The organism is Microvirga sp. 2YAF29 (assembly GCF_052114605.1).
Lineage (GTDB): Bacteria > Pseudomonadota > Alphaproteobacteria > Rhizobiales > Beijerinckiaceae > Microvirga.
Map to the genome: position 1 here is coordinate 142,017 of NZ_JBFRFB010000006.1, position 24,100 is coordinate 166,116.

The 24,100-nt window shown below is 61.1% G+C and carries 22 protein-coding genes and 1 riboswitch; of the genes, 15 read left to right on the top strand and 7 right to left on the bottom strand.

Features of this window, described 5'->3' with window-relative positions; translation table 11 throughout:
• Positions 1–5: 5 nt before the first annotated feature.
• On the bottom strand, positions 6–611 hold the full coding sequence (gene cobO, locus AB4Y85_RS10250) for a cob(I)yrinic acid a,c-diamide adenosyltransferase (RefSeq protein WP_441984787.1): 606 nt from the start codon (positions 609–611) through the stop codon (positions 6–8).
• A 105-nt stretch (positions 612–716) separates the two neighbouring features.
• Positions 717–902: riboswitch (cobalamin riboswitch) on the top strand.
• Positions 903–1,015: 113 nt separating this feature from the next.
• Here cobO and AB4Y85_RS10255 point away from each other — a divergent pair.
• From AB4Y85_RS10255 to cobJ, 8 genes are read left to right on the top strand one after another with little or no spacing between them, the layout of a single operon-like run.
• Positions 1,016–1,645 (top strand): HupE/UreJ family protein, encoded by a 630-nt coding sequence (locus tag AB4Y85_RS10255; protein WP_441984788.1) that lies wholly within the window; start codon positions 1,016–1,018, stop codon positions 1,643–1,645.
• 16 nt (positions 1,646–1,661) lie between these two features.
• Entirely contained in the window at positions 1,662–2,057 is a 396-nt protein-coding gene (locus tag AB4Y85_RS10260; protein WP_441984789.1) for a DUF1636 family protein, read from the top strand.
• A gap of 26 nt (positions 2,058–2,083) precedes the next feature.
• Positions 2,084–3,121, top strand: a complete 1,038-nt coding sequence (gene cobW, locus AB4Y85_RS10265) for a cobalamin biosynthesis protein CobW (RefSeq protein ID WP_441984790.1) — start codon at positions 2,084–2,086, stop codon at positions 3,119–3,121.
• A 1-nt stretch (position 3,122) separates the two neighbouring features.
• Complete coding sequence (gene cobN, locus AB4Y85_RS10270; RefSeq protein ID WP_441984791.1) at positions 3,123–6,437, top strand: cobaltochelatase subunit CobN; 3,315 nt, start codon at positions 3,123–3,125, stop codon at positions 6,435–6,437.
• A complete protein-coding gene (cobG, locus tag AB4Y85_RS10275; protein ID WP_441984792.1) occupies positions 6,434–7,729 on the top strand; it encodes a precorrin-3B synthase in 1,296 nt (431 codons plus the stop codon). The genes cobN and cobG overlap by 4 nt, the downstream gene beginning before the upstream one ends.
• Positions 7,726–8,358: a precorrin-8X methylmutase gene (locus tag AB4Y85_RS10280; RefSeq protein WP_441984793.1), complete on the top strand. Its 633-nt coding sequence runs from the start codon at positions 7,726–7,728 to the stop codon at positions 8,356–8,358. Before cobG ends, AB4Y85_RS10280 begins: the two co-directional genes overlap by 4 nt.
• Positions 8,359–8,365: 7 nt before the next feature.
• Positions 8,366–9,106: a precorrin-2 C(20)-methyltransferase gene (locus tag AB4Y85_RS10285; protein WP_441984794.1), complete on the top strand. Its 741-nt coding sequence runs from the start codon at positions 8,366–8,368 to the stop codon at positions 9,104–9,106.
• Positions 9,103–9,867, top strand: a complete 765-nt coding sequence (gene cobJ, locus AB4Y85_RS10290; RefSeq protein WP_441984795.1) for a precorrin-3B C(17)-methyltransferase — start codon at positions 9,103–9,105, stop codon at positions 9,865–9,867. The genes AB4Y85_RS10285 and cobJ overlap by 4 nt, the downstream gene beginning before the upstream one ends.
• Here cobJ and AB4Y85_RS10295 read toward each other — a convergent pair.
• Positions 9,849–10,601 carry a cobalt-precorrin-6A reductase gene (locus AB4Y85_RS10295; RefSeq protein WP_441984796.1) on the bottom strand — a complete coding sequence of 251 codons (753 nt, stop codon included), beginning with the start codon at positions 10,599–10,601 and terminating at the stop codon, positions 9,849–9,851. The genes cobJ and AB4Y85_RS10295 overlap by 19 nt on opposite strands.
• Between AB4Y85_RS10295 and cbiE the strand changes: the two genes are divergently transcribed.
• The 6 genes from cbiE to AB4Y85_RS10325 all read left to right on the top strand — a co-directional run bounded on the left by cbiE (position 10,600) and on the right by AB4Y85_RS10325 (position 16,592).
• On the top strand, positions 10,600–11,853 hold the full coding sequence (gene cbiE, locus AB4Y85_RS10300; protein ID WP_441984797.1) for a precorrin-6y C5,15-methyltransferase (decarboxylating) subunit CbiE: 1,254 nt from the start codon (positions 10,600–10,602) through the stop codon (positions 11,851–11,853). The genes AB4Y85_RS10295 and cbiE overlap by 2 nt on opposite strands.
• Positions 11,850–12,236: a cobalamin biosynthesis protein gene (locus AB4Y85_RS10305; protein ID WP_441984798.1), complete on the top strand. Its 387-nt coding sequence runs from the start codon at positions 11,850–11,852 to the stop codon at positions 12,234–12,236. The genes cbiE and AB4Y85_RS10305 overlap by 4 nt, the downstream gene beginning before the upstream one ends.
• The gene (gene cobM / locus AB4Y85_RS10310; RefSeq protein ID WP_441984799.1) at positions 12,233–13,006 is read left to right on the top strand and encodes a precorrin-4 C(11)-methyltransferase; all 774 of its coding nucleotides are present in this window, start codon (positions 12,233–12,235) and stop codon (positions 13,004–13,006) included. Before AB4Y85_RS10305 ends, cobM begins: the two co-directional genes overlap by 4 nt.
• 46 nt (positions 13,007–13,052) lie before the next feature.
• Entirely contained in the window at positions 13,053–13,847 is a 795-nt protein-coding gene (gene cobA / locus AB4Y85_RS10315) for a uroporphyrinogen-III C-methyltransferase (RefSeq protein WP_441984800.1), read from the top strand.
• Positions 13,844–15,166 carry a cobyrinate a,c-diamide synthase gene (locus AB4Y85_RS10320; RefSeq protein WP_441984801.1) on the top strand — a complete coding sequence of 441 codons (1,323 nt, stop codon included), beginning with the start codon at positions 13,844–13,846 and terminating at the stop codon, positions 15,164–15,166. Before cobA ends, AB4Y85_RS10320 begins: the two co-directional genes overlap by 4 nt.
• Positions 15,167–15,407: 241 nt before the next feature.
• Positions 15,408–16,592, top strand: a complete 1,185-nt coding sequence (locus AB4Y85_RS10325) for a YihY/virulence factor BrkB family protein (RefSeq protein ID WP_441984802.1) — start codon at positions 15,408–15,410, stop codon at positions 16,590–16,592.
• 72 nt (positions 16,593–16,664) lie between these two features.
• On the opposite strand, the gene AB4Y85_RS10330 is transcribed toward AB4Y85_RS10325, so the two are convergent.
• The 5 genes from AB4Y85_RS10330 to AB4Y85_RS10350 form a co-directional block, all read right to left on the bottom strand.
• Positions 16,665–16,961, bottom strand: a complete 297-nt coding sequence (locus AB4Y85_RS10330; RefSeq protein ID WP_441984803.1) for a hypothetical protein — start codon at positions 16,959–16,961, stop codon at positions 16,665–16,667.
• 67 nt (positions 16,962–17,028) lie between these two features.
• On the bottom strand, positions 17,029–17,490 hold the full coding sequence (locus AB4Y85_RS10335) for a hypothetical protein (RefSeq protein WP_441984804.1): 462 nt from the start codon (positions 17,488–17,490) through the stop codon (positions 17,029–17,031).
• A gap of 100 nt (positions 17,491–17,590) precedes the next feature.
• Positions 17,591–19,135, bottom strand: a complete 1,545-nt coding sequence (locus AB4Y85_RS10340) for a SpoVR family protein (protein ID WP_441984805.1) — start codon at positions 19,133–19,135, stop codon at positions 17,591–17,593.
• The gene (locus tag AB4Y85_RS10345) at positions 19,132–20,436 is read right to left on the bottom strand and encodes a YeaH/YhbH family protein (protein WP_441984806.1); all 1,305 of its coding nucleotides are present in this window, start codon (positions 20,434–20,436) and stop codon (positions 19,132–19,134) included. Before AB4Y85_RS10345 ends, AB4Y85_RS10340 begins: the two co-directional genes overlap by 4 nt.
• A 28-nt stretch (positions 20,437–20,464) precedes the next feature.
• Positions 20,465–22,411, bottom strand: a complete 1,947-nt coding sequence (locus tag AB4Y85_RS10350; protein ID WP_441984807.1) for a PrkA family serine protein kinase — start codon at positions 22,409–22,411, stop codon at positions 20,465–20,467.
• Positions 22,412–22,976: 565 nt separating this feature from the next.
• On the opposite strand from AB4Y85_RS10350, the gene AB4Y85_RS10355 reads away from it, so the two are divergent.
• A complete protein-coding gene (locus tag AB4Y85_RS10355) occupies positions 22,977–24,038 on the top strand; it encodes an NAD(P)-dependent alcohol dehydrogenase (RefSeq protein ID WP_441984808.1) in 1,062 nt (353 codons plus the stop codon).
• Positions 24,039–24,100: the final 62 nt, after the last annotated feature.

The following is a 24,100-nucleotide window of genomic DNA, read 5'->3' on the forward strand; positions in this document are numbered from 1 at the left end:
GCGCATCAGAACTCGATGCCTTGCTGCGCTTTCACGCCAGCCGCGAAATGGTGCTTCACAAGCGTCATCTCCGTCACGAGGTCGGCGGCTTCGATCAGTTCCGGCTTCGCGTTGCGCCCCGTCACGACGATATGGAGATCGGCTCTGCGCCCACGCAGCGTTTCCACGACGTCGGTGAGAGGCAGGTAATCGTAGCGCAAGGCGATGTTAAGTTCATCGAGAACGAGCAAGCGAATATCTTCGCGCGCCATCAACTCCTTCGCCTTGCTCCAAGCCCGCTCGGCAGCAGCCACGTCGCGAGCGCGATCCTGCGTCTCCCAGGTAAAGCCCTCGCCCATGGTGTGCCATTCGATCTGGTCGGAGAATCGATTCAAGGCAAGTTTCTCGCCGGTCTCCCAGGCGCCCTTGATGAATTGTACGACGCCGACATGAAAGCCGCGCCCGATTGCCCGCAGCATGAGTCCGAAGGCAGCCGTCGATTTGCCTTTGCCCGGGCCGGTATTGACGATGAGAAGCCCCTTCTCGACTGTCTTCGCTGCAACCTCGCGGTCCTGAACTTCCTTGCGTTTGATCATTTTGGCGCGATGGCGCGCCTCGTCGTTCAGGGGCATCGGGTCTATGTATCCCTATGAAAGAGCTGCACCATGACGACCACGGATGAGGATTTCAAGGCCACTCTCTGTTCATGAGCAGGCTTGAAAGATGCTTCTTACCCCGGTAAGTATGTTTCTGACGGTGCCCCGGCAACGGGGTGAAAAGGGAATGCGGTGAGACACCGCGGCTGCCCCCGCAACTGTAAACGGCGAGCCTGCGCTCCGAAAGCCACTGGAATATTCCGGGAAGGCGGCTGCGCAAGGCATCGACCCGTGAGCCAGGAGACCTGCCGTCATCAACAGCTTCTCTCGGGACTATCGGACGGGGTGCGCCGATTGTGACCGTAATCGAATGATCGGCAGTCATTCGATTCCGTCCGTGGAAGCTCAACTGACCTCACGGTCTCCGGACGGAGAATACAATGCCTGTAGTACCAAAAACCAGTCTTCTTGCCCTGACTCTCGGCGGCTTCCTCGCCGCTACGCCTGCCTTGGCGCATCACGCTATGGACGGTGAGACTCCGACGACCCTGATCCAGGGCCTTCTGTCGGGCCTCGGCCATCCCGTCATCGGTCTCGATCACCTCGCCGCCCTCATCGGCGTCGGTCTGGTTTCCTCGCGTTTCCCCCGTGGTTGGACGCTTCCTGCCTTCTGGATCCTCGCCATGGCAGCGGGCGTCGGCATCCACCTCGCCAGCGCGGATCTTCCGCAGGTGGAGTTGCTCGTAGCGCTGAGCGTCGTGATCATCGGCATCGCCGCGACCCTTCGCACCACCTTGCCCTATGCTGTCATCGCGGCCCTGTTTGCCGCGGGCGGTCTTGTGCATGGCTATGCCCTGGGCGAATCGATCATCGGCGCGGAAGCCGCTCCTCTGGGCGGATATCTCGTGGGACTGGTCGTGATCCAGACCGCCCTTACAACGGGCATTGCCTATGCGGCGACCAAGCTCTCGAAGGCGTCCTTCGCGTCTCCGTCGCTCCAGTTCCGTCTGGCCGGCCTTGCCGTCGCCGTGACGGGCGCGGCCTTCATCGCCCTTCCGTCCTTCGCATAAAACGGGCGGCCCGGTCATGACCGCAGCTCCTGAGGAGATCTGCCTCCATGTCTGCGTCACCTGCCGGCAGGCAGGCGGCCCTGACGATAAGGCCCTTCGCCCTGGGGCGGTCCTGCACCGGGCCCTCTCTGACGCGCTCGCGCAACCAGGTGCTCCTGCGGTGCGGGTGGAGGCGGTCGAATGCCTCTCCGTCTGCAAGCGCCCCTGCACCATCGCAGTCTCCGGCCCCGGGCGCTGGACTTATATTTACGGCGATCTGGATGCCGAGATCTCAATCGACACCATCATCGAAGGACTTCGCCTTTATGCGGCGACGTCCGACGGACTTGTGCCTTGGCGCGCGCGGCCGGAAGCCTTCCGCAAAGGCGTCGTCGCCCGCATTCCTCCTTTCAAGACAAGCAGCGCGGCCTGATTGAAAGCCGCTGAAAGGTTCGCCTCATGAGCGATCTCTCCAAGATACCCTGCACCATCATCACCGGCTTTCTCGGTGCCGGCAAAACCACGCTGGTGCGTCACCTGCTGGAGAATGCGGGTGGCCGTCGCCTTGCCGTTCTCGTCAATGAATTCGGTGATCTCGGCTTCGACGGTTCATTCATCGAAGGCTGCGGCATCGAAGGTTGTACGCAGGAAGACATCGTCGAACTCCCGAACGGCTGTTTGTGCTGCACGGTGGCGGATGACTTCGTGCCTGCTCTGAACACACTTCTCAACCGGCCAAATCCACCTGAGCACATTTTGATCGAGACATCGGGCCTTGCCCTGCCCAAACCGCTCGTGCGCGCCTTCAACTGGCCGGACATCCGCTCACGCGTAACGGTCGACGGCGTGATAGCCGTGGTGGATGGCCCCGCCGTCGCATCCGGTGCCTTCGCCGACAATCCGGATGCGCAGGAGGCCCAGCGCAACGCCGATGCTTCCGTCGATCACGAGAACCCGCTCGAAGAAGTCTTCGAGGATCAGCTTCTCTGCGCCGATCTCATCCTGCTCAATAAGACGGACCAGATGGCAGCAGGCGACAAGGCGAAGGTTCTCGCCGAGATCAACGAACACCTGCCTCGCGCCGTGAAGGTGATCGAGACCTCGCACGGCAAGGTCGATCCGACAGTGCTGCTCGGTCTCGGTGCCGCTGCCGAAGCCGATCTCGAGTCTCGTCCCTCGCACCATGAAACAGCGGATGACCATGACCACGATGATTTTGACAGCGTCGCCATTCCGGTCGATGCCGTCGCCACTCCGGAAGCATTGATGGCCCGTGTGGAACGTGCGGCTGAAGCTGCTGGCGTGTTGCGCATCAAGGGTTTCGCGCCAGTCGAAGGCAAGCCCATGCGCCTCGTGGTTCAGGGTGTCGGACAGCGCATCGCCCATCACTTCGACCGGCCCTGGAAAGCCGGCGAGACGCGGGCCGGGCGCATGGTGGTGATCGGCCTCAAAGGTTTCGACGTGAAGGCCGTCGAGGCCGCTTTGCGCAACGGGTAAGATGCACCTCCTTCCGGTCACAGCTATTTCCCTCGATGAAGGCGCTGAGGCCATCGACCTCCAGCAGCCCCCTGGGGACATCGTGGTCCTGTCCTTCGCGGACAGCGACCTCGGTGCGCTGGCGGCCGCTCATAAGCAAAAGCCGGACGGTCCGTCGCTCCGTCTGGCTTCACTGCGACGCCTGCGTCATCCTCTTTCGGTCGATCTCTATGTCGACGACACAGCTGCAAAGTCGCGCTTCATTCTCGTGCGCTGCCTTGGGGGGCGCGATTACTGGCGTTACGGACTGGACCGCTTAGCCGAAACCTGCCGTGCCGCAGGCGTGAAACTCGCCGTGATGCCGGGCGATGATCGCCCCGACTCACGGCTTGCAGCCTATGCCACGGTTTCCCCATCTCTCTGCGATGAATTGGAATCCTACTTCCGGGCTGGCGGCATCGACAACATGCGCCGTCTCCTTGAGCGCGTCGCTCACGAGATCGGCGAGACGGACTCGATTGCGGAGCAGCCTGTGGCCGCCCCTCGCGCCTTCGCCTGGACGCCGGAAACCGGGATCGTCGATCCCGAGACCCTGCTCGCCGGATACTCCGATCAGCGCCCGCTCGCTCATATCCTCGTCTATCGCTCATCCGTTCTCGCTGGCGACACGCAAGCCATCGAAGCTCTGTCGATTGCCCTTCATGAACGCGGCATCACTCCGCTCATCCTCGCTGTTTCAAGCCTGAAGGATGTGGAGGCCGCCTCTATCCTCCGCCGAGCGATCAAGACGCGGCGTCCTGATGTTATCGTCACGACGACAGCCTTTTCCTCACGCGACGATTCCAGGTTCGTGCTCGACGAGGCCAATTGCCCGATTCTTCAGGCCATTCCGGTCGGCAGCGCGAAGGATGCCTGGAAGGCTTCGCCCCGTGGCCTTTCCGCCGCCGATCTTGCCATGCAGATCGCGCTGCCCGAATTCGACGGGCGCATCGCGGCAGGCCCCATCTCATTCAAGGCCGAGATGTCTGCCGATCCTGCCCTCTGCTTCTCCCATCGCGTGCAGGCGCCGGATACGGACGCCATCGGCACGGTTGCGGATATGGCTGCGGCCTGGATCAGGCTTAGGCATGCACCACACCAAGACCGGCGATTGGCGCTTGTTCTCTCCGATTATCCGGCGCGTGGCGGACGAGCGGGCTTCGCGGTTGGGCTCGATACGCCAGCGAGCACCTGCGCCATCCTCGATCTGCTGGATGATGCCGGATATGACGCGCAAAAAAGCTTCAGTGCCGCCGACTTGATGCCGCGCCTAACCTCAGGCGATCATTCATTCGAGGTTTCCCATTCTGCCTATCGGGCCTGGCTCGACAGCATTCCCACCGAGCAGCGCACCGCGATCACCCATCGATGGGGCAATCCTGAGAGCGATCCCCTTTTTGACGGTAAAAACTTCCTCTTTCGCGCCCTGCGAGCAGGCAATATCATCGTTGCTCTTCAGCCAGATCGCGGCCATGGGCAGGACCGCAAAGGCTCCTACCACGACCCCGATTGCCCGCCGAGCCATGGCTACCTCGCCTTCTATTTCGGCTTGAGGAATATCGAGAATATCCACGCGCTCATCCATCTAGGAACGCATGGAACGACCGAGTGGCTTCCCGGCAAGGCGGTAGCACTTTCACCCATCTGCTGGCCGCGCCTCACCATGGGTCCGCTTCCGGTCATCTATCCCTTCATCGTCGATGATCCTGGAGAGGCCGCACCCGCAAAGCGCCGGATCAGTGCCGTGACGATCGGGCATCTTGCGCCGCAAACCGGCGAAGCGGGCCTGCATGGCGAAGCGGCAGCTTTACGCGAATTGGTGGAGGAGTTTTCCTCCGCCCAGGTGCTTCATCCGGGGCGGGCGGAGCTCGTGGCTGGCGAGATCCTGGAACGCGCACGCGCGAGCGGTCTTTCTGCCGCCTGCGGCGTGGATGATGCGATGCCCATGGACGAGGCTCTGACTCGACTCGATGCCCATCTCTGCGATCTTGGCGAAGTCACGATCCGCGAAGGCTTGCACGTGTTCGGGCATGCACCCGAAGGCTTCGAGGCCTGCAGCGAGGGTGAACGCAGAGGTCTGTTGAAGGCGCTCGATGGTCGCTTCGTTGTTCCTGGCCCTGCCGGATCGCCTTCGCGCGGACAGATGGATGTTCTGCCCACCGGCCGCAATCTTGCCACCCTCGACCCACGCGCGATTCCCACGCGCGCAGCCACCGAACTCGGCACACGAGCGGCATCCGAGGTTGTACGCCGCCATCTGCAGGAGGAAGGCGACTGGCCGCGCCGGATCGTGATGGACCTTTGGGCCTCGCCCACGCTGCGCTCAGGCGGTGAGGATATCGCACATGCACTCGCGCTCATGGGGGTGCGCCCCGTATGGGATCACGCCTCCACTCGCGTAACAGGATTTGAAATCGTCCCGCAGCCGCTACTCGACCGCCCGCGCGCCGACGTGACGCTGCGCGTTTCCGGCGCCTTCAGGGACACGTTTCCAGAGCAGATATCCCTTCTCGATCAGGCTGTCCGTGCTGTGGCCGCGCTCGATGAGGATGACGAGTGGAATGAACTCGCCGCCGCTCGCCGTCGTGGAGAGCCGCTCTCGCGCGTGTTTGGATCGGCACCAGGCACATATGGAGCGGGTGTTTCCTCGCAAGCTTTGGACGGGGAATGGAATGCGAGACACGAGCTCGGTCATACTTACCTTGACAGAACGTCCCATTCCTTCGGCACATCAGGGGATGCAAGCGCGGACGAAAGCTTTTCGCAGCGTGTCCGACAGGCTGAGGCCTTCATCCATGTGAGCGATGTGGCCGAGCGTGACATCCTGGATGGCGACTCGGCGGCCGATGCCATGGGCGGCTTCGCAGCTGCGGCGGAAGCTCTGGGCGCGTCTCCCTCGCTATACAGCCTCGACACAAGCCGTCCTGGAAATCCGAAATCTCGCACCCTTGACGAGGACATAGACCGGCTCGTGCGCGGACGTCTGACGAATCCGCGCTGGATCGAGAGCCAGCTTCGCCATGGCTGGCGTGGCGCCGCCGAGATCGCGCAAGGGGTGGACGCACTCTTCGCGTTCGCGGCAACAACGAATGCGGTTTCGACCGCGATCTTCGATCTCCTGTTCAATGCTCTTGTCGCGGATCAAGCCACTCGCGAGCGGCTCGCAACGGCAAACCCGGCTGCATCTCAGGCGATTCGGGACCGCATGACCGAGGCACGACGGCGCGGCCTGTGGCAGAGCCGGCTTAATTCCGTGGCATCTCTGCTCCATGATGATCGGCAGGAGGCGGCGGAATGACAGAGGCACCCACGATCATACGCAAAGGCTGGTGTCCGGACATACGCCGTCCCATGGCAACCGGCGACGGTCTTCTCGTGCGCCTCCATCCCCTGGCAGGCCGGCTCACAGCCGATCAGGCATGCCTCATCGCCGAGGTCGCGCGCCGGCATGGCAACGGCCATTTGGATATCACCGCACGCGGCAATCTTCAGATTCGAGGCGTGCGCGAACAGACCTATCCTGACTTAGTGGCGCTTTTGGATCGCGAAGGTCTCGTCGAACCGGAGGGCGATGGTCCAAGTCGTCTCGTCATGGTGTCGCCGCTTGCCGGAATCGATTTGAACGAACGCATCGATACCCTGGCTCTCGCGCAGGCCATCGAGGAGAAGACACGTCCTATTAGGGTGCTCCCTGCCAAGTTCTTCGTGTCTGTCGGCAATGGCGGCTCTCTGTCGCTCGACAGGGCCGGCGCCGATCTTCATCTGGTGCCTCGCAATAGCGAGATCATTGCCTTCGCTCTTTCAACGCCCGGTGGTTGGAATTGGATCGGCGAGACCTCTCTCGGCCAGACTCTCGAGGCCGTCCAGGCCATTCTCTCAGGCTATGCAGCCATGAGAACATCGGGCCTGACGGATGCACGGCGGCTGCGGGGTCTTCACTCCGCTATCATCCCGCAATTGGTGGCACAGGCGCAGCTAAAGCCGACCGCTCCGCATCCTCAAGGTCAACCTGTATCCCGCGCCGGTGTTCTGAACGTCGGGAGCAGCAAGGCCGTTCTCCTTGCCCTGCCCTTTGGCCGCTGCACCAGAATGCAGTTGGAACAGGCTGCTTCATGGAGCGAACGGTTCGGCACCGGTGAGATCCGCCTGTCGTTCACGCGCGGCATCCTGATCCCTGGCGTCGACCAGAGGCACCTGACTGAATTGCTTGACGCGGCTGCCGTGGCCGGCTTCGTCACTGACGGAAATGATCCTCGTCTCTCATTGCATGCCTGCCCCGGCAAACCTGATTGCGCAAGCGCTCTGACATCCGCTTCAGCAGATGCTCTGAGGGTTGCAGAGGCCTGCAAGGGCCTATTGTCTCAAGGCGTTACTCTCCACGTCTCGGGATGTGCCAAGGGATGCGCCCATCCCGGAAAATCCGACCTGACATTGATTGGGCGATCCGATGACAGTTATGACATAGTCCATCAGGGCTGTTCCCGAGACGCAACATCCCTTCATTTGTCTGTCGAAGAGATCATGAAGAAGTTATCGCCTTTAACCACTCTGGACGATTTGCGCAGCGCATTACAGGAGAAGGCGCGATGAACAACGCCCGCGACTACATCCGTGAAGGCGCCGAGATCTATCGCCGCTCCTTCGCGATCATCCGCTCCGAATCCGACCTGTCACGGTTTTCCGGCACCGCCGAGCGCGTGGTTGTCCGCATGATCCATGCCTGCGGCATGACGGATCTGCCGAAGGATGTGGACCTTTCGCCGGATTTCGCTGAAGCTGCGGAGGATGCACTCAAGCGCGGCGCGCCGATCCTGTGCGATGCCAAGATGGTGGCAAACGGTATCACGCGCGCGAGACTTCCTGCGAACAACGAGGTGATCTGCACCCTCGACGATCCACGCGTCCCCGCACTGGCGGCTGAACTCGGCAACACCCGCTCGGCTGCCGCCATGGAATTGTGGCGAGAACACTTGGAGGGAGCGCTTGTGGTCTTCGGCAATGCGCCGACCGCACTCTTCCACCTTCTCGAAATGCTCGATGCCGGCGCGCCGAAGCCCGCCGCTGTCATCGGCATTCCCGTCGGGTTCATCGGCGCGGCGGAATCGAAGGAAGCGCTTGTCCGTGATGGGCGCGCGCCGTACCTCGTCATTCACGGACGACGCGGCGGGAGCGCGATGGCGGCCGCAGCGGTCAATGCTCTCGCGAACCCGATCGAGTGAGGCAGACATGACCGAAAACGCAATTCGCTTCTACGGATTGGGGCTAGGCCCCGGCAACCCGGATTACATGACCGTGCGCGCCCGCAAGGTGTTGGAGACCGCGGACCGGCTCGTCCATTTCTGCAAGCGCGGCAAACGCGGCAATGCCCGCACGATTGCGGATGCCATCGTCGGCATGAGTCCTGAGAGAGAGATTGCCCTGGCCTATCCGGTCACCACGGAAATCCCCGCCGATCACCCGGATTACGCCGCAGCACTCAATCCTTTCTACGAGGCCGCGGCATCGCAGCTTCTCGCCGAGGTCGAAGCAGGCCGCACGGTCGCGGTGCTGTGCGAAGGCGATCCATTCTTCTACGGCTCTTTCATGCATTTGTGGTGGCGCCTCAAGGACAAGGTGGCAACAGAAGTCGTGCCCGCCGTGTCCAGCATGTCGGGTGCCTGGACACGCGCCGGCGCACCGATCACCTGGGGTGACGATGTGCTTACGGTCGCACCAGGAACGTTGTCTGAAACAGAACTGACGCGGCGTCTTTCCGGCACCGATGCAGCCGTGGTGATGAAGCTGGGGCGTAACCTGCCGAAGGTTCGTGCGGCACTCGCAAGGGCTGGTCTGTCGGAGCGCGCCATCTATGTGGAGCGCGCTACCATGGCCGAGGAAAAGATCATTCCGCTGTCGGAACTGCCAGTCGGAACGGAAGCTCCCTATTTTTCTCTCATCATCGTCCCGGGCCAAGGGAGACGCGTATGACGGGCCGCGTCACCATCGTGGGCCTTGGCCCCGGCGATCCGCGCTGGCTCACACCTGCGGCCTCCGCAGCGCTTGCCGATGCCACTGACATCATCGGCTACAGTCCCTATGTCGACCGCGTGCCCGAGCGCCCAGGCCAGCACCGCCATGGCTCCGACAACCGGGTCGAGCTTGATCGTTCACGCCACGCGCTTGAACTCGCGGCAGGGGGCGCGCGCGTCGCCGTTGTTTCCGGTGGCGATCCTGGCGTCTTCGCGATGGCAGCGGCATTGTTCGAAGCCCTCGAGAACGGCGATCCCGATTGGCGCAAACTCGACATCCATGTGGAACCCGGCATCACCGCAATGCTCGCGGCGGCGGCCCGCGTCGGCGCCCCCCTGGGTGGAGATTTCTGCGCCATGTCGCTTTCCGACAATCTCAAGCCCTGGGAAGTTGTGGAGAAGCGTTTACGATCTGCTATCGAGGCCGACTTCGCGGTCGCACTCTACAACCCCATCTCTTCCGCACGGCCATGGCAGCTGGGTGCGGCCCTGAAGATCGTCTCCGGCATACGCAGCGCAGATACCCCGATCATTCTCGCACGGGCCGTGGGACGAACCGATGAGCGGATCACAATTTTACCACTCGGCGACGTAGACGCTTCAATGGCCGACATGTCCACGATGGTAATCATCGGCGCCAGCACGACGCGACTGATCGACCGCCCCGAGGATCAGACGCCCTATGTCTACACCCCTCGTTTCTACGGAGTGCGGCAGTGATGTTTTTCGAGCCAATCGAGAGCAGCCTCAGCGGTCGTGACCTCCTCGACATCCCGCGGTTTCCCAGGACGCGATACGATGATGACCGGAAGTCCCAGGGCGCGCGCGGCGGCAATCTTCGGATAGGTCGCATCGCCGCCGGAATTCTTGGTCACCAGCATATCGATGCATTCACGCTCCATCAACGTGCGTTCGGCCGCCTCGTCGAAAGGCGCGCGGTCACGAAGGGTGAGGACATTCGGCACGGAAAGCACATCGCCAATGGGCTCGATGGTGCGGACCAAATATGTATGCTGTGGAGCCGATGCGAAGAACCGAAGTTCGAGGCGGCCAATCGTGAGGAATACGCGGCGAGGCATGTCTCCAAGAACGCTGGCAGCCGCATCCATGGACGGAGCCTCGATCCAATGATCACCGTCCTGCTGCTTCCAAGGCGCTCGGCGCAGACCGAGAAGCGGCACGGCGGCTCGCGCACAGGCTCCAGCGGCATTGTGCGACATGATGGCCGCGAATGGATGCGTCGCGTCGATGACGGCTTCGATGCGCTCATTCTTCAGAAAGTGAGCAAGCCCCTCGATACCCCCAAAACCGCCGATGCGGGTTGGGATGGGCAAAGGCCTAGGGTCGCTGGTGCGACCGGCCAAAGACAGGACAGGACTGAATTCGGACCGTCCCGAGAGCCGCGCCGCAAGCGCGGAGGCTTCCGTGGTACCGCCCAGAATGAGAATGCGCATGACCCTCTTTTCTCCGAATTCTGAGTCTAAGTCGAGCGGTTCGGCAACCCGCCCCTGGCTGACCATCATCGGCATAGGAGAGGACGGCCGCGCTGGGCTCTCAACGGCTGCCCTTGCCGCGCTTGATGAGGCCGAATTCGTGATCGGCGGCGCACGCCATCTCGACCTCGCAGCCCCACTCTCCGCGCGCACGTTGACATGGCCGAGCCCCTTTTCCGTTGGATACGCCACGGTCGTTGACCGTCGTGGCCAGCCGACATGCGTGCTCGCAACGGGTGACCCCTTCCATTACGGCGTGGGTGCGGAACTCGCCCATCTGATTCCTGCCGCCGAGATCGTCAGCTTCCCCCAACCCTCAGCCTTCAGCCTTGCCGCCGCTCGTATGGGCTGGTCCTTACCCGATTGCGATTGCGTGAGCCTCCATGGTCGCGCGCTGGAGCGCATCATCCCGCAACTCCAGCCCGGAGCACGCATCATCGCTTTATCCTGGGATGGCTCGACACCCGGCGAGATCGCAGAACTTCTGACGAGACGTGGGTTTGGAGCGTCCTCCATCACCGTGCTCGAAGCCATGGGCGGCCCACGCGCGACCACCCGCAGCAGAGCGGCGGCTGATTTCGATATTGCGGGGATCGACCCGCTCAACACGGTCGCCATCGACATCGTGGCAGCGACTGATGCCAGGATTGTCTCCCTTGCGCCTGGTCTTCCCGACACATGGTTCGAGAATGACGGCCAGCTCACGAAGGCGGAAATCCGCGCACTGACGCTGGCGGCTCTCGCACCGAAAGCCGGCGAATTGCTCTGGGATATCGGCGCCGGTGCCGGCTCGGTCGGGATCGAATGGTGCCTGCGTCATCCCCGCAACCGCTGCATCGGCATCGAAGAGAAACAGGAGCGAGTCGAGCGGGCACAGCACAATGCGACTGAGCTCGGCGCAACCGCCATGGAGTTCAGGATTGGTCATGCACCAAAAGCGCTGTTGGACCTGCCTTCGCCGGATGCGGTGTTTATCGGCGGCGGGGGATCCGAGCCCAGCGTGTTCGATGCTGCCTGGGCGTCTCTCAAGCCTGGCGGACGCATCGTCATCAATGCGGTGACGATTGAAACAGAGATATTGCTCGGCACGCTCCACGCCCGCCATGGCGGTGTCATGCGTCGGTTCTCGCTTTCACGCCTGGATCGCGTCGGCGGCATGCATGGCTGGCGGACGGCGATGCCGGTCACGCAATGGGTGGTGACAAAGCCATGATCGTAGCGGGGGTAGGATTCAGGCGCAGCGCCACCGCCGATGAGATCGTATCGCTCGTGGAACAGGCTGTCGCCCGCGCTGTATCGGGCGGTGATGTCTTGAAGCGATTGGCGACAATCGGATCACTCGCCAACCTTCCCGCCTTCGCGGAAGCATCGCATCGTCTTGCTGTTACGGGTGTCGCCGTTGACGATGCCGCCATCAATGCTGCGGCCCCACGGGTAAGCACGCATTCCGTGCGCTCTCTGGCGGCGCATGGCATCGGATCGGTCGCGGAAGCTGCCGCTCTTGCTGCGGGAGGGTCTAAGGCCAGGCTCATTCTGAAGCGTATCAAATCCGCATCGGTGACATGCGCCCTCGCACAGGGAGAGGCCAATTCATGACCGTTCATTTCATCGGAGCAGGCCCCGGCGCCGCCGACCTTATTACCGTTCGCGGGCGCAACCTTATCGAGCGCTGTCCCGTCTGTCTTTATGCGGGCTCCATCGTCCCGCCGGAAATTCTCTCATGGTGCCCGATCGGTGCGCGCCTCGTCGATACGGCACCTCTCGATCTCGATGCGATCACGGCTGAATATTCGCGCGCTCATGAGAGCGGTGAGGATGTCGCGCGTCTGCATTCAGGCGACCTCTCGATCTGGAGCGCGATGGGAGAGCAGATCCGGCGGCTCGATGCGCTCGGTATTCCGTACACCATCACACCCGGTGTTCCCGCCTTCGCGGCGGCGGCTGCAGCGCTCGGACGTGAACTGACGGTGCCGGAAATCGGCCAGTCGGTGGTACTGACCCGAACATCAGGCCGGGCCTCGGCCATGCCCGAGACGGAACAGCTTGCAACCTTCGCGCAGACGAAAGCGACGCTCGCCATCCATCTCTCGATCCATGTGGTCGAGAAGGTCGTCGAGGAATTGCTGCCCTCCTATGGAGCCGATTGCCCGGCTGCCGTGGTCTGGCGCGCATCCTGGCCTGACGAGCGCGTGATCAAGGGCACGCTCGGCACGCTTGCCGCCATGGTGCATGCGGAGAATCTTGAGCGCACAGCGCTGATCCTGGTCGGCGAGGCGCTCACCGCAAAGGATTTTCGCGACAGCGCCCTCTATTCGACAGATTACGACAGGCGCTTCAGGCCCAGTGCAGACGAAGGCAAGCGATGACACGTTCTTATCAAATTCCCTCTCCCGATCGCGCATGGTGTCATGCATGACTTCCCTCGCCACTCTCTCTCCAGATTTTACGCCCGGCACGGTCTGGCTTGTCGGCGCCGGCCCAGGTGACCCGGGACTTCTGACCATTCATGCTCTCAACGCCTTGAAGGCAGCGGACACGGTTGTTTACGACGCTCTCGTCGAGCCTGGGATCCTCTCCCTGAGCCGTGAGGGCGCCGTTCTCGAATATGCAGGCAAGCGTGGTGGGCAACCCTCGGCGGTGCAGAAGGATATCTGCGAGCGCCTGATCGCACTTGCCCGCAAGGGACATCGCGTTCTTCGCCTCAAAGGAGGCGACCCCTTCATTTTCGGACGCGGGGGTGAAGAAGCAATGGCTCTAGCGGAAGCCGGTATTCCGTTCCGCATCGTCCCCGGCGTGTCGAGCGGACTGGCCTCGCTTGCCATCCATGGCATTCCGGCAACCATGCGCTCCGCCAACCACGCCGTTATTCTTGCAACAGGTCATCGCGCGCCGGATCAACGGGCGGATTGGGCGGCGTTGGCGCGCACGGGTGTGCCGATCGTGCTCTACATGGCGGTTACGAATCTACCGGACATCGTCGCGGAATTGATCGAGGGCGGCCTTCCTGCATCGACCCCTGCCCTCGCCGTGCATGGGGTGACGACCTCGCGGGAGAGTGTAGTCGATGCCACACTTGAGGAACTGCCTCAGCTTGTTGCGGAAGGTGTCATCCGCTCTCCGGCGATTGTCGCCATCGGCGCCATTGCAACCTTCCGCGCCGCGATCCAGAACCATCTCCTGACCCACGGCCCCGAGGCCGCGCAATGACGTTCGCTCGCGGGCTGCTGATCGCAGCACCCAGGTCCGGCTCCGGCAAAACCACCGTCGTGCTGGGCCTTCAGCGCGCATTCACACGCCGCGGATTGCGGGTTCGCGGTGCCAAATGCGGCCCCGATTATATCGACCCCGCCTTCCACGCGGCGGCGACAGGCGCGCCGAGCTTCAACTTCGACAGTTTCGCGATGGGAGAGCCTCTTCTACACGCGCTTGTGACGCGAACGGCGGACGATGCGGATATCGTCATTGCCGAAGGATCCATGGGCTTGTTCGACGGCATCCGGCAGGAGACCGGACGCACCGGAGCGAGTGTGGATATGGCGGCCCTCTTCGGTTGGCCTGTCGTACTGGTTCTCGACGTGTCAGGCCACGCACAATCCGCCGCTGCCGTGGCTTTGGGTTGCGCGCGCTTCGATCCGCGCATCACGGTTGTCGGCGTCATCCTGAACAAGGTCGCGAGCGAACGCCACCGCAGGCTCGTCGAGGATGGCATGGCACGCATCGGCATGCCTGTGCTCGGTGCCGTAATGCGAAGTAGCGAGCTTATCTTGCCTGAACGCCACCTCGGTCTCGTCCAGGCTGGCGAAACCGATGAGCTCGACCAGAGGCTGGAGCGGCTTGCCGATGCAATCGAGACATCCGTCGAGATCGAACGCCTGCTCGCCTTGAGCGGGCCGACGAAGATCGGCACGGCTGGAACCGGCGCGGCATTGCCGCCTCCCGGGCAGCGCATCGCTCTGGCGTCGGACCAAGCGTTCTCGTTCGTCTATCCGCATGTGCTCGCAAGCTGGCGCGATGCGGGAGCAGAGGTCGTGACATTCTCGCCCCTCGCGGACGAACCCCCGCCGGAGCATTGCGACACCTGCTGGCTGCCGGGCGGATATCCCGAACTTCATGCTGCGCGCATTGCAGCCTCTCAGCGTTTTCTCGACGGATTACGCGCCTTTGCCCAAACCCGGCCCGTTCATGGAGAGTGCGGTGGATACATGGTGCTGGGCGATACCCTCGAGGATGGCGACAGGCAGTCATACAGGATGGCAGGGCTTCTGCCCGTGAGCACGAGCTACGCCAAGCGCAAGCTGCATCTTGGCTATCGGGTGGCGCGCCTTCTCCACTCGGGAGCGCTTGGATCAGCCGGCCAGCGGCTTGTCGGCCATGAGTTCCATTATGCTTCCGTCACCTGTGGAAACGAAAGCGGGGAGGCTGCCTTTGCCACCATTACGGATGCCGAAGGCAACAATCTCGGCACGGCAGGGCATCGCGTCGGACTGACGACAGGAAGCTTCTTTCACGCCATTGCCCATGGGTGAGGGGTCGGATTGATGATCGTCCTCGCCAAGGCGAGATTCGCAGGTGCAGATGATCCTCGATATCTAAAGCCTAGCAGTTCAGGCCCTGCCAGCCGCATCCTGGAAGATTCTGCATCCTATGAACCCTTGTGATACTGTCTCGCTTCGCCCCCGAACCTTGTGGAACCGCTCCGTTCCCAACGAGGTTTACGGAGGAGCCAAGCCCGTTCGGCTGGCATGTGGTGAATGAGGTCGGTCGGAGATGGCGAATAATCCAGCAGTACAGCAATCCAGGTCATCATCATCCACGGCGTTGACGACCATGTGGGCAGTGGTCCTTGGCTGGGCCCTTGTCAGGCTGGTCGCCAGCGGGGAGCGCCAACCGCTACCGGCCACGAGATCCAATAGACGGCGAGTTCCACAACGATCCAGCCAAGCCTCGGGAGGCGATAAGGGCTTCGAAGAAAAGGAGCACGCCGATCCGAATGCGGCCGCATCGGAAAACGGCCGTGGTCGCCATGCCGATACCCCGACCGAGATTCCCGCGCGGGGCTGGAAGGATATTCTTTGGCGCACCTATGAAGAATTCGGCAAGGACCGCATCATGTCGGTCGCGGCGGGCGTCACTTATTATGCCCTGCTCGCTGTTTTCCCGGCAATCGCGGCTCTCGTTTCAATCTATGGCCTGTTCTCCGATCCCGGCACGATTCGAGACAACCTGACTACAATGTCGGGTGTTCTTCCAAGCGGCGCACTCGAGATCGTTGGAGATCAAGTTACACGCATCTCGTCTCAGGGCGGTGGAGCATTGGGCATCGGCTTCATCATCGGTCTGGCGATTTCGCTTTGGAGCGCCAATGCCGGCATGAAAGCCATCTTCGATGCGCTCAACATCGTCAATGACGAAGAGGAGAAGCGCAGTTTCATCAAGCTGAATTTGATGTCTCTGTCTTTCACGCTGGGCGCAATTTTCTTCATCCTGTTTGCGCTTGTCAGCATCGTCGTACTGCCCGTGATCTTCAATTTCATCGGCCTTGGAAGCCAGACGGAATGGATCCTCGCCATCGCGCGCTGGCCTATCCTCCTCGTCGGCGTCGTTCTTGCTCTATCGCTGATCTATCGCTTCGGACCAAGCCGTGACAAGGCGGAATGGCGCTGGGTGACTCCGGGCGGCATCGTTGCGGCTGTGCTGTGGCTTGCCGTCTCCATGCTCTTTTCGTGGTATGTGTCGAATTTCGGCAGCTACAACGAAACGTATGGATCTCTGGGCGCCGTCATCGGTTTCATGACGTGGATCTGGCTCTCGTCGATCATCGTTCTCCTCGGCGCGGAAATCAACGCCGAGATGGAGCATCAGACCGTGAAGGACACGACCGAGGGCGCTCACCAACCCATGGGCGTCCGGGGCGCTACAATGGCGGATACGGTCGGCCACGCGAAAGCTTGATGGTCATTCGATGAAATGGAAAAGGGCGCCTGTCAGGCGCCCTTTGTACATGTCCGAATAGGCTGTGATCTTCTAGATACCCGCCCTCTCAGTGAGGGAATGCTCGCTTGCATATTTTGTGCGTGCAGCACCATCCGGTGCCATGCCTTGCGCCAGGCACCATGCTCTGAACTCTTGCGGGTAGATCATGACGCGCACGATCTCGAGCCCTGCCTGCCGGCCTACAGCCTCATTATTTTCCGCGGCAGAAAGCCATTGCTCGTAAGTCGAAGCCAACACATACGGATCGTCCATCACCTGACGGATCGTGGGATAATCTTCGCGACGATACCAGGGCAGACCGATGATACGGCGAGGCGCGTCCGACACGAAAAAACTCCATTTGCAGGCAAGCCGGTTTCGATCTTTTGAAAGCGCTCGGAACCGGCTTGAAAGATCAAGTAAGCAGATAAAACACTGTAGGCGCAGCTGCCAAGACACCGGCTGCGGTAAACAACATAAGGCGGTGATCGGGATTGGCCAAGCGGTGAACTTTTCGGGCCGTCGTGCCTGCCTCCATGCTCCACCCGTTCATGCAGGAGCAGAGGAGCCGATGAGCTGCGCGGTCCGAGAGATCGAAGAACTCCACCGCGTCCCCAAGCTTGTCGCTTCTCAAGCCCGCCGCCCTTAGGACGGGATCCTCGAATGCCACCGTGATGGGTGATTCATCGGATCTCAATTCAGGGCGCTTGTCTTCGGGCGTGAACTCGATTTCGCCCAAAGAACGGAGCCGACGCTTCGGCTGCCTCTCCAGAACTTCGGCCCAGCGCTCCAGACGCTCACGCCGGGATAGAAAACCTTGGCTGAATTCATGAACCTCAGCAACGCCACGCAGTGCTTCTACAGGCTTATGTTCCATCGGTGTTCTCCAGAATGGGAGCCGGCCTTGAGGCCAAGGCCATGCCCTGGAGAGCCCATGATCATTCCAGTCATAGGCTTTTTTGCGTCAAAGAGGGTGCTCAAAAGAGCGTTTCGTGCGGATGCGCCACATGTTCCTGGAAGACCGCACCGGTTGCTGCCTCGACCTCCTTCAGGACCACGTCGTAGCCCCAGAGATTGGCCACCATCTGCAGGACGCGTTGGGCATCGTCTTTATGCAGAAGATTCTTGTCGAGGACGTGATGGTGAAGGATGAGACGGCGGTCGCCCGCCAGATCCACATCGACCACCTGAATGTCCGGGTCGCTCCAGCCCACATCGTATTCGCGCGACAAGGACCGGCGGAGGCGGCGATAGCCACGCTCATCGTGGATCGCCTCAATTTTCAGTTCAGGGCGATCCGGATCGTCGATGAGATGGAACATCCGCCATTGGCGGATAAGGCTTGGGCTCAGATATTGAGAGATGAAGCTTTCATCGCGGTAATTGGCCCAGATACCGCGCAGGACCGCCATCTCATCGCCCTTGCCCGCGATGCCGGGGAACCAGGCGCGGTCCTCATCCGTCGGCCTGGTGCAGATACGCTCGATATCCTGCATCATTCCGAAGCCGAGAGCGTAAGGGTTGATGCCGCCGTAATGAGGGTCGTCGTATTCGGGCTGGCGCGTCACATTGGTATGGGACTGCAGGAATTCCAGGAAGGCGCCATCGCTGATTTGCCCAGTTTCATGCAGTCGGGTCATGATGCGATAATGGCAATAGGTGGCGCAGCCCTCGTTCATGACCTTGGTCTGGCGCTGCGGATAGAAATACTGCGCGATCTGACGGACGATGCGCAGGATTTCGCGCTGCCACGGCTGAAGGCGCGGAGCCGACTTCTCCAGGAAATAGAGCAGGTTCTCCTGCGGCAATTCAAGCAGGGCACGGCGCCGATCCTCGCTGATTTGAGGCTTCGACACACCTGCCTTCGACGGAACCGTGCGCCAGAGATCGTTGAAGGTCTGCTCCTGATGCAGCTGCCGCTCTCGCTCTCGGCGCTCTTCCGAACGCAAGTCAGGCCGCTTCTTGCGGGGATAGCGATGGACGCCATGGGACATGAGCGCATGAGCAGCATCCAGGATGCGCTCAACCGCGGCGTGACCGTAGCGTTCCTCGCAGCGCGCGATGTAGCTCTTGGCGAATTCCAGGTAATCGAGAATGCCGTCAGCATCCGTCCATTCGCGGAACAGATAGTTGTTCTTGAAGAAATGGTTGTGCCCGAAAGCGGCGTGCGCGATCACGAGCGTCTGCATCGTCGCCGAGTTCTCCTCCATGATGTAGGAGATGCAGGGGTTCGAATTGATGACGATCTCATAGGCCAAGCCCATGAGACCCTGGCGATAGCCCGCCTCGTGGGTAGCAAAGCGCTTGCCGAAAGACCAGTGCTTGTAGAACAGCGGCATGCCGATCGAGGCATAGGCATCGAGCATCTGCTCGGCGGTGATCATCTCGATCTGGTTCGGATAGACATCGAGACCGAGTTCATCGACGGCGATGCGTTCGACGGCATCGTAGATCCGCTGAATGGCGCCGAAATCCCAGTCAGCGCCATGATAGAGCAGCGTGTCCTTATCGGTAACACTCATGGGACCCTTGTCTCGGCATCACGCCGCCGGAAAAGCTCGCGGAACACAGGGTAGATTTCGCGACGGTGATTGACTTTGCGTATGGCGATATTGGCGCCGTCCTCCTGCAACGCTTCGTAAGTCTGCCACAGGGCCGTCTTGTGATTGATGAAGCCGGCCTGCATCCGATCATGATCGCTGCCTACTTCAAGATAGGCGTAATATTGGCAAGCCGGCAGAATCACATCCCTGAGGAGGGCCGCACTCGTCGCCCCGTCATTGGGAGAATTGTCCCCATCCGAAGCTTGAGCTGCATAGATGTTCCAGCTCTCGGGAGGGAAGCGATCGGCCACGATCTTCTCCATTTCGCGAAGCGCGGAGGACACGACTGTGCCGCCGGTCTCAGGACTATGGAAGAACGTCTCCTCGTCGACCTCCTTCGCCTCGTGGGTGTGGCGGATGAAGACGATCTCCACATGCTTATAGCGCCGCGTCAGGAAGATGTAGAGCAACATATAGAAGCGCTTGGCGAGATCTTTCATGTGCTCAGTCATGGAGCCCGACACATCCATGAGGCAGAACATGACCGCCTGCGCCACGGGCCGCGAGATCGGCTCGAAACGGCGATACCGCAGATCGAGCGGATCGATATAAGGGAAGCGGCGCGAGCGGAATTGCAGCTTTTCCAACCGCTCCCGCAACTCCAGAAGCTTCTCCATGTCACCGCCTTGCTCTTCGAGCAGAGCGATTTCTTCCTGAAGATGAATCAGCTCGGCAGCCTTGGGACGCCGCATGGCGATCCGGCGAGAGAGTGCATTGCGCATGGAACGCAGCAACGCAAGATTCACCGGCGAACCGGAGACCGAATAACCTGCCCGCCGCAGACCCTGCACTTCGACCGTGGCGAGACGGCGTTTGGCGAGATCGGGAAGCTCCAGATCTTCGAGAAACAAATCCAGAAATTCTTCCCGGCTCAGAGCGAAGCGGAAATCGTCCTCGCCTCCACCACCATTGCCGGCATTCGAACCGCCCTCCCCGGCGCCCCTCGGTGGCCGGTCGATGGCGTCGCCTTCGACGAAGCGCTTGTTGCCGGGAAGGATGTGGTTGTTGACACCACCCTCCCCCGAGCGGCGAAAGCTGGGCTCCCGGACGCCATCGGCGGGGATCGAAATCTCGCCGCCTCTTTCGAGATCGGTGATGTCGCGGTCCCCAGCTGTCTGACGCACGGCGCGTTGAATCTGGGCTTTGGCACGACGAAGGAAGCGCTGGCGATTGGCGAGGCTCTTGCCGCCGGGATTGAGGCGTCTGTCGATGATGTACATAGGAACGCCTGCTCTGCCTCCGGGTGTATCAGCCTGCCTGCTTCACACGCATGTACCACTCCACCAGGCGCCGGACCTGGCGCTCGGTATAGCCTCGCTCCATCATGCGCTTTACGAACTCGCCATGCTTCTTCTCGGTATCGCTGTCCTTTTTCGAACCGAAGCTGATGACGGGCAGCAATTCCTCCACCTGCGAGAACATGCGGCGCTCGATGACGTCGCGGATCTTCTCGTAGCTCGTCCATGATGGGTTGCGGCCATTGTTGCCTGCTCTGGCGCGCAGGGAGAACTTGACCACTTCATTGCGGAAATCCTTCGGGTTCGCGATGCCGGCGGGCTTCTCGATCTTGGTCAACTCCTGGTTCAGGAGTTCACGGTTGAGAAGCTGCCCGGTATCGGGATCCTTGAAGTCCTGATCCTCGATCCAGGCGTCGGCATAGGATACGTAGCGGTCGAAAAGGTTCTGCCCGTAATCGTGATAGGATTCGAGATAGGCCTTCTGAATTTCGTGCCCGATGAAGTCGGCATAGCGCGGCGCGAGATCGGCCTTGATGAATTCGAGATAGCGCCGCTCCACATCCACGGGCAGCTGTTCGCGGCGCAGGGATTGTTCGAGCACATACATCAGGTGAACTGGGTCGGCCGCCACCTCGATCGTATCGTGATTGAAGGTTGCCGCCAGAACCTTGAAGGCGAAGCGGGTGGAAATTCCATCCATGCCTTCATCGACGCCCGCCGCGTCCTTGTATTCCTGCAGGCTGCGTGCCCGCGGATCGACCTCGCGCAGACTTTCGCCGTCATAAACTCGCATCTTCGAATAGAAGTTGGAGTTCTCGTGCGCACGCAGGCGAGAGAGCACGGAAAAGCGGGCCAGCATCTCCAGCGTCGCCGGAGCGCATGGCGCATCCGACAGCTCTGAGCTTCGAATCAGTTTTTCGTAGATCCGTTGCTCTTCCATGACGCGAAGGCAGTAGGGCACCTTGATCACGTAAATGCGATCGATGAAAGCCTCGTTGTTCTTATTCGATTTAAAGCTCTGCCACTCGGCCTCGTTCGAATGCGCGAGGATGACGCCGGTGAAGGGGATCGAGCCGATATTCTCTGTGCCGACGTAATTGTTCTCCTGCGTCGCCGTCAGCAAGGGATGCAGCATCTTGATAGGGGCCTTGAACATCTCGACGAATTCGAGAATGCCCTGATTGGCCCGGTTGAGGCCGCCGGAATAGCTGTAGGCGTCCGGATCGGCCTGGGAGAGCGTCTCGAGCTTGCGGATATCGACCTTGCCGACGAGGGACGAAATATCCTGGTTGTTCTCGTCGCCGGGCTCGGTCTTGGCGATGGCGATCTGGCGCAGGCGCGACGGATTGACCTTCACCACGCGGAATTTGGAAATATCGCCGCGGAATTCATCGAGCCGCTTGATCGCCCACGGGCTCAAAAGATTGGTGAGGCGGCGTCGGGGGATTCCGTAGCGCTCTTCGAGATCGCCGCCCATCTGCTCGGGATCGAAGAGAGCAAGAGGACTTTCGAAAACGGGGCTGATCTCGTCGCCTGCCTTCAGCACATAGATCGGATGCACCTCCATCAGAGCCTTTAGGCGCTCCGCCAGAGAGGATTTGCCGCCGCCGACGGGGCCGAGCAGATAAAGGATCTGCTTGCGCTCTTCCAAACCCTGAGCGGCATGGCGGAAGAAACTCACGATCATCTCGATCGTCTCTTCCATTCCGTAGAATTCTGAGAAAGCCGGATAGACCCGGATCGTGCGGTTCATGAAGATGCGCCCGAGACGGGCATCGCGCGAGGTATCGACGAGCTCCGGCTCGCCGATTGCCGCAAGGATGCGCTCTGGAGCGCTTGCATACATCATGGGATTGTCGCGGCACCCTTCCAGGAATTCCGCAAGAGACATCTCCGCCTCGCGGCGGTTTTCGTAAGCTTTCAGGAAACTCGAGAACAGGTCGTCGGAATCATGCATAGCGCCACCGAAATCAGATCCCTCTCAGAGATAACGATTCTGCACCGCTAAGGTTGCCCAGGCCACGTGGTGCGATGATGCGGCAGATCGTACTTTGGCGACATCCCCTTACATGCGGCGTAACTCAACGCGGTCACGGATGCCCAGGATCTGGTACGTGGCTTCCATGACCGGAAGCGAGCCGTCTTTGCTAAGCCCCAGCCTCGCGGATTGCAGCGTCATCGGCAAGATAAAGTTTCTCAAAGCCGTGTGAAATCCACTGTGCTGCTTTGCCGCCGTTACAAGCGTTCCACGCGTGAGCGCTCGAACAGTGAAAAGCACCTCATCCTTAGATAGATCGTCCGCCGGACAAAACCAGATCGCCGCCACATAAAACTAGTTACATTGTATCTCTGAATGAGCGTGTGGATGCCAACAACACTACCATTGAGAAGCCGTTCGTCCGCTCATCATGCTAACTTTGGCGGAGCGCGTGTTGACGCCCGGCATGTTGAGCCTATCGTTCTACCGGTCGCCCTCGTGGCCTTGCAGGCTTCGCCATTCCTCAACGATATTGGAGGCTCCCGTGATCAAAGCATTCGGCTATGCCGCTCAGGATGCATCGACCCCTCTCGCGCCTTTCAGCTTCGAACGCCGAGATCCGAAAGAAAACGACGTTCAGATCGAGATCCTTTATTGTGGCGTATGTCACTCCGACCTTCATACGGCTCGGGCCGAATGGGGTGGCACGAACTATCCATGCGTGCCCGGTCACGAAATCGTGGGCCGCGTCACACGCGTCGGCAGTGGAGTGAAAAAGTTCAAGGAAGGCGATCTCGTCGGCGTCGGCTGCATGGTGGATTCCTGCCGCACATGCCGCAGCTGCCGGGAGGGCTTGGAACAGTACTGCGAGGTCGGCTTCACGGGCACTTATAACGGCCCGGAGCAAGGTACGGGCGCCAATACCTATGGCGGTTATTCCGACACGGTCACCGTCGACGAGAGCTTTGTGCTGCGCGTTCCGGATGGGCTCGACCTCGCGGCCACGGCACCGCTGCTGTGCGCTGGCATCACCACCTACTCCCCCTTGCGCCGCTGGCGTGTTCAGCCTGGCCAGAAAGTTGGCGTAGTCGGCCTCGGAGGTCTCGGGCATATGGCCGTCAAGCTCGCCTGTGCGATGGGCGCGCATGTGGTTCTCTTTACCACCTCACCCAACAAGCGCGAGGACGCCCTTGCCCTCGGCGCTCACGAAGTCGTCGTGTCAAAGGATAAGGAGGCGATGGCTGCGCACGTGAACAGCCTCGACTTCATCCTGGACACCGTCGCCGCCCCGCACGACCTCGACGCCCTGCTCGTCCTGCTGGCCCGGGACGGCGCCATGGTGCTGGTGGGCGCGCCGGCGGAGCCCCACCCCGCCACGACCGTGTTCAACCTGATCATGAAACGCCGCCAGATCGCAGGATCCCTGATCGGCGGCATCGCGGAGACGCAGGAAATGCTCGATTTCTGCGCCAAGCACGGCATTACGGCTGAGATCGAGATGATCCCGATCCAGGACATCAACCGTGCCTATGAGCGCATGCTCAAGAGCGACGTCAAATATCGCTTCGTCATCGACATGAAATCGTTGAAGCAGGACGCCGCCTGACCCTCACAATTCAGCTCCTGTCATGGCCGGGCTTGTCCCGGCCATCCCGATCCAAAAAGTGT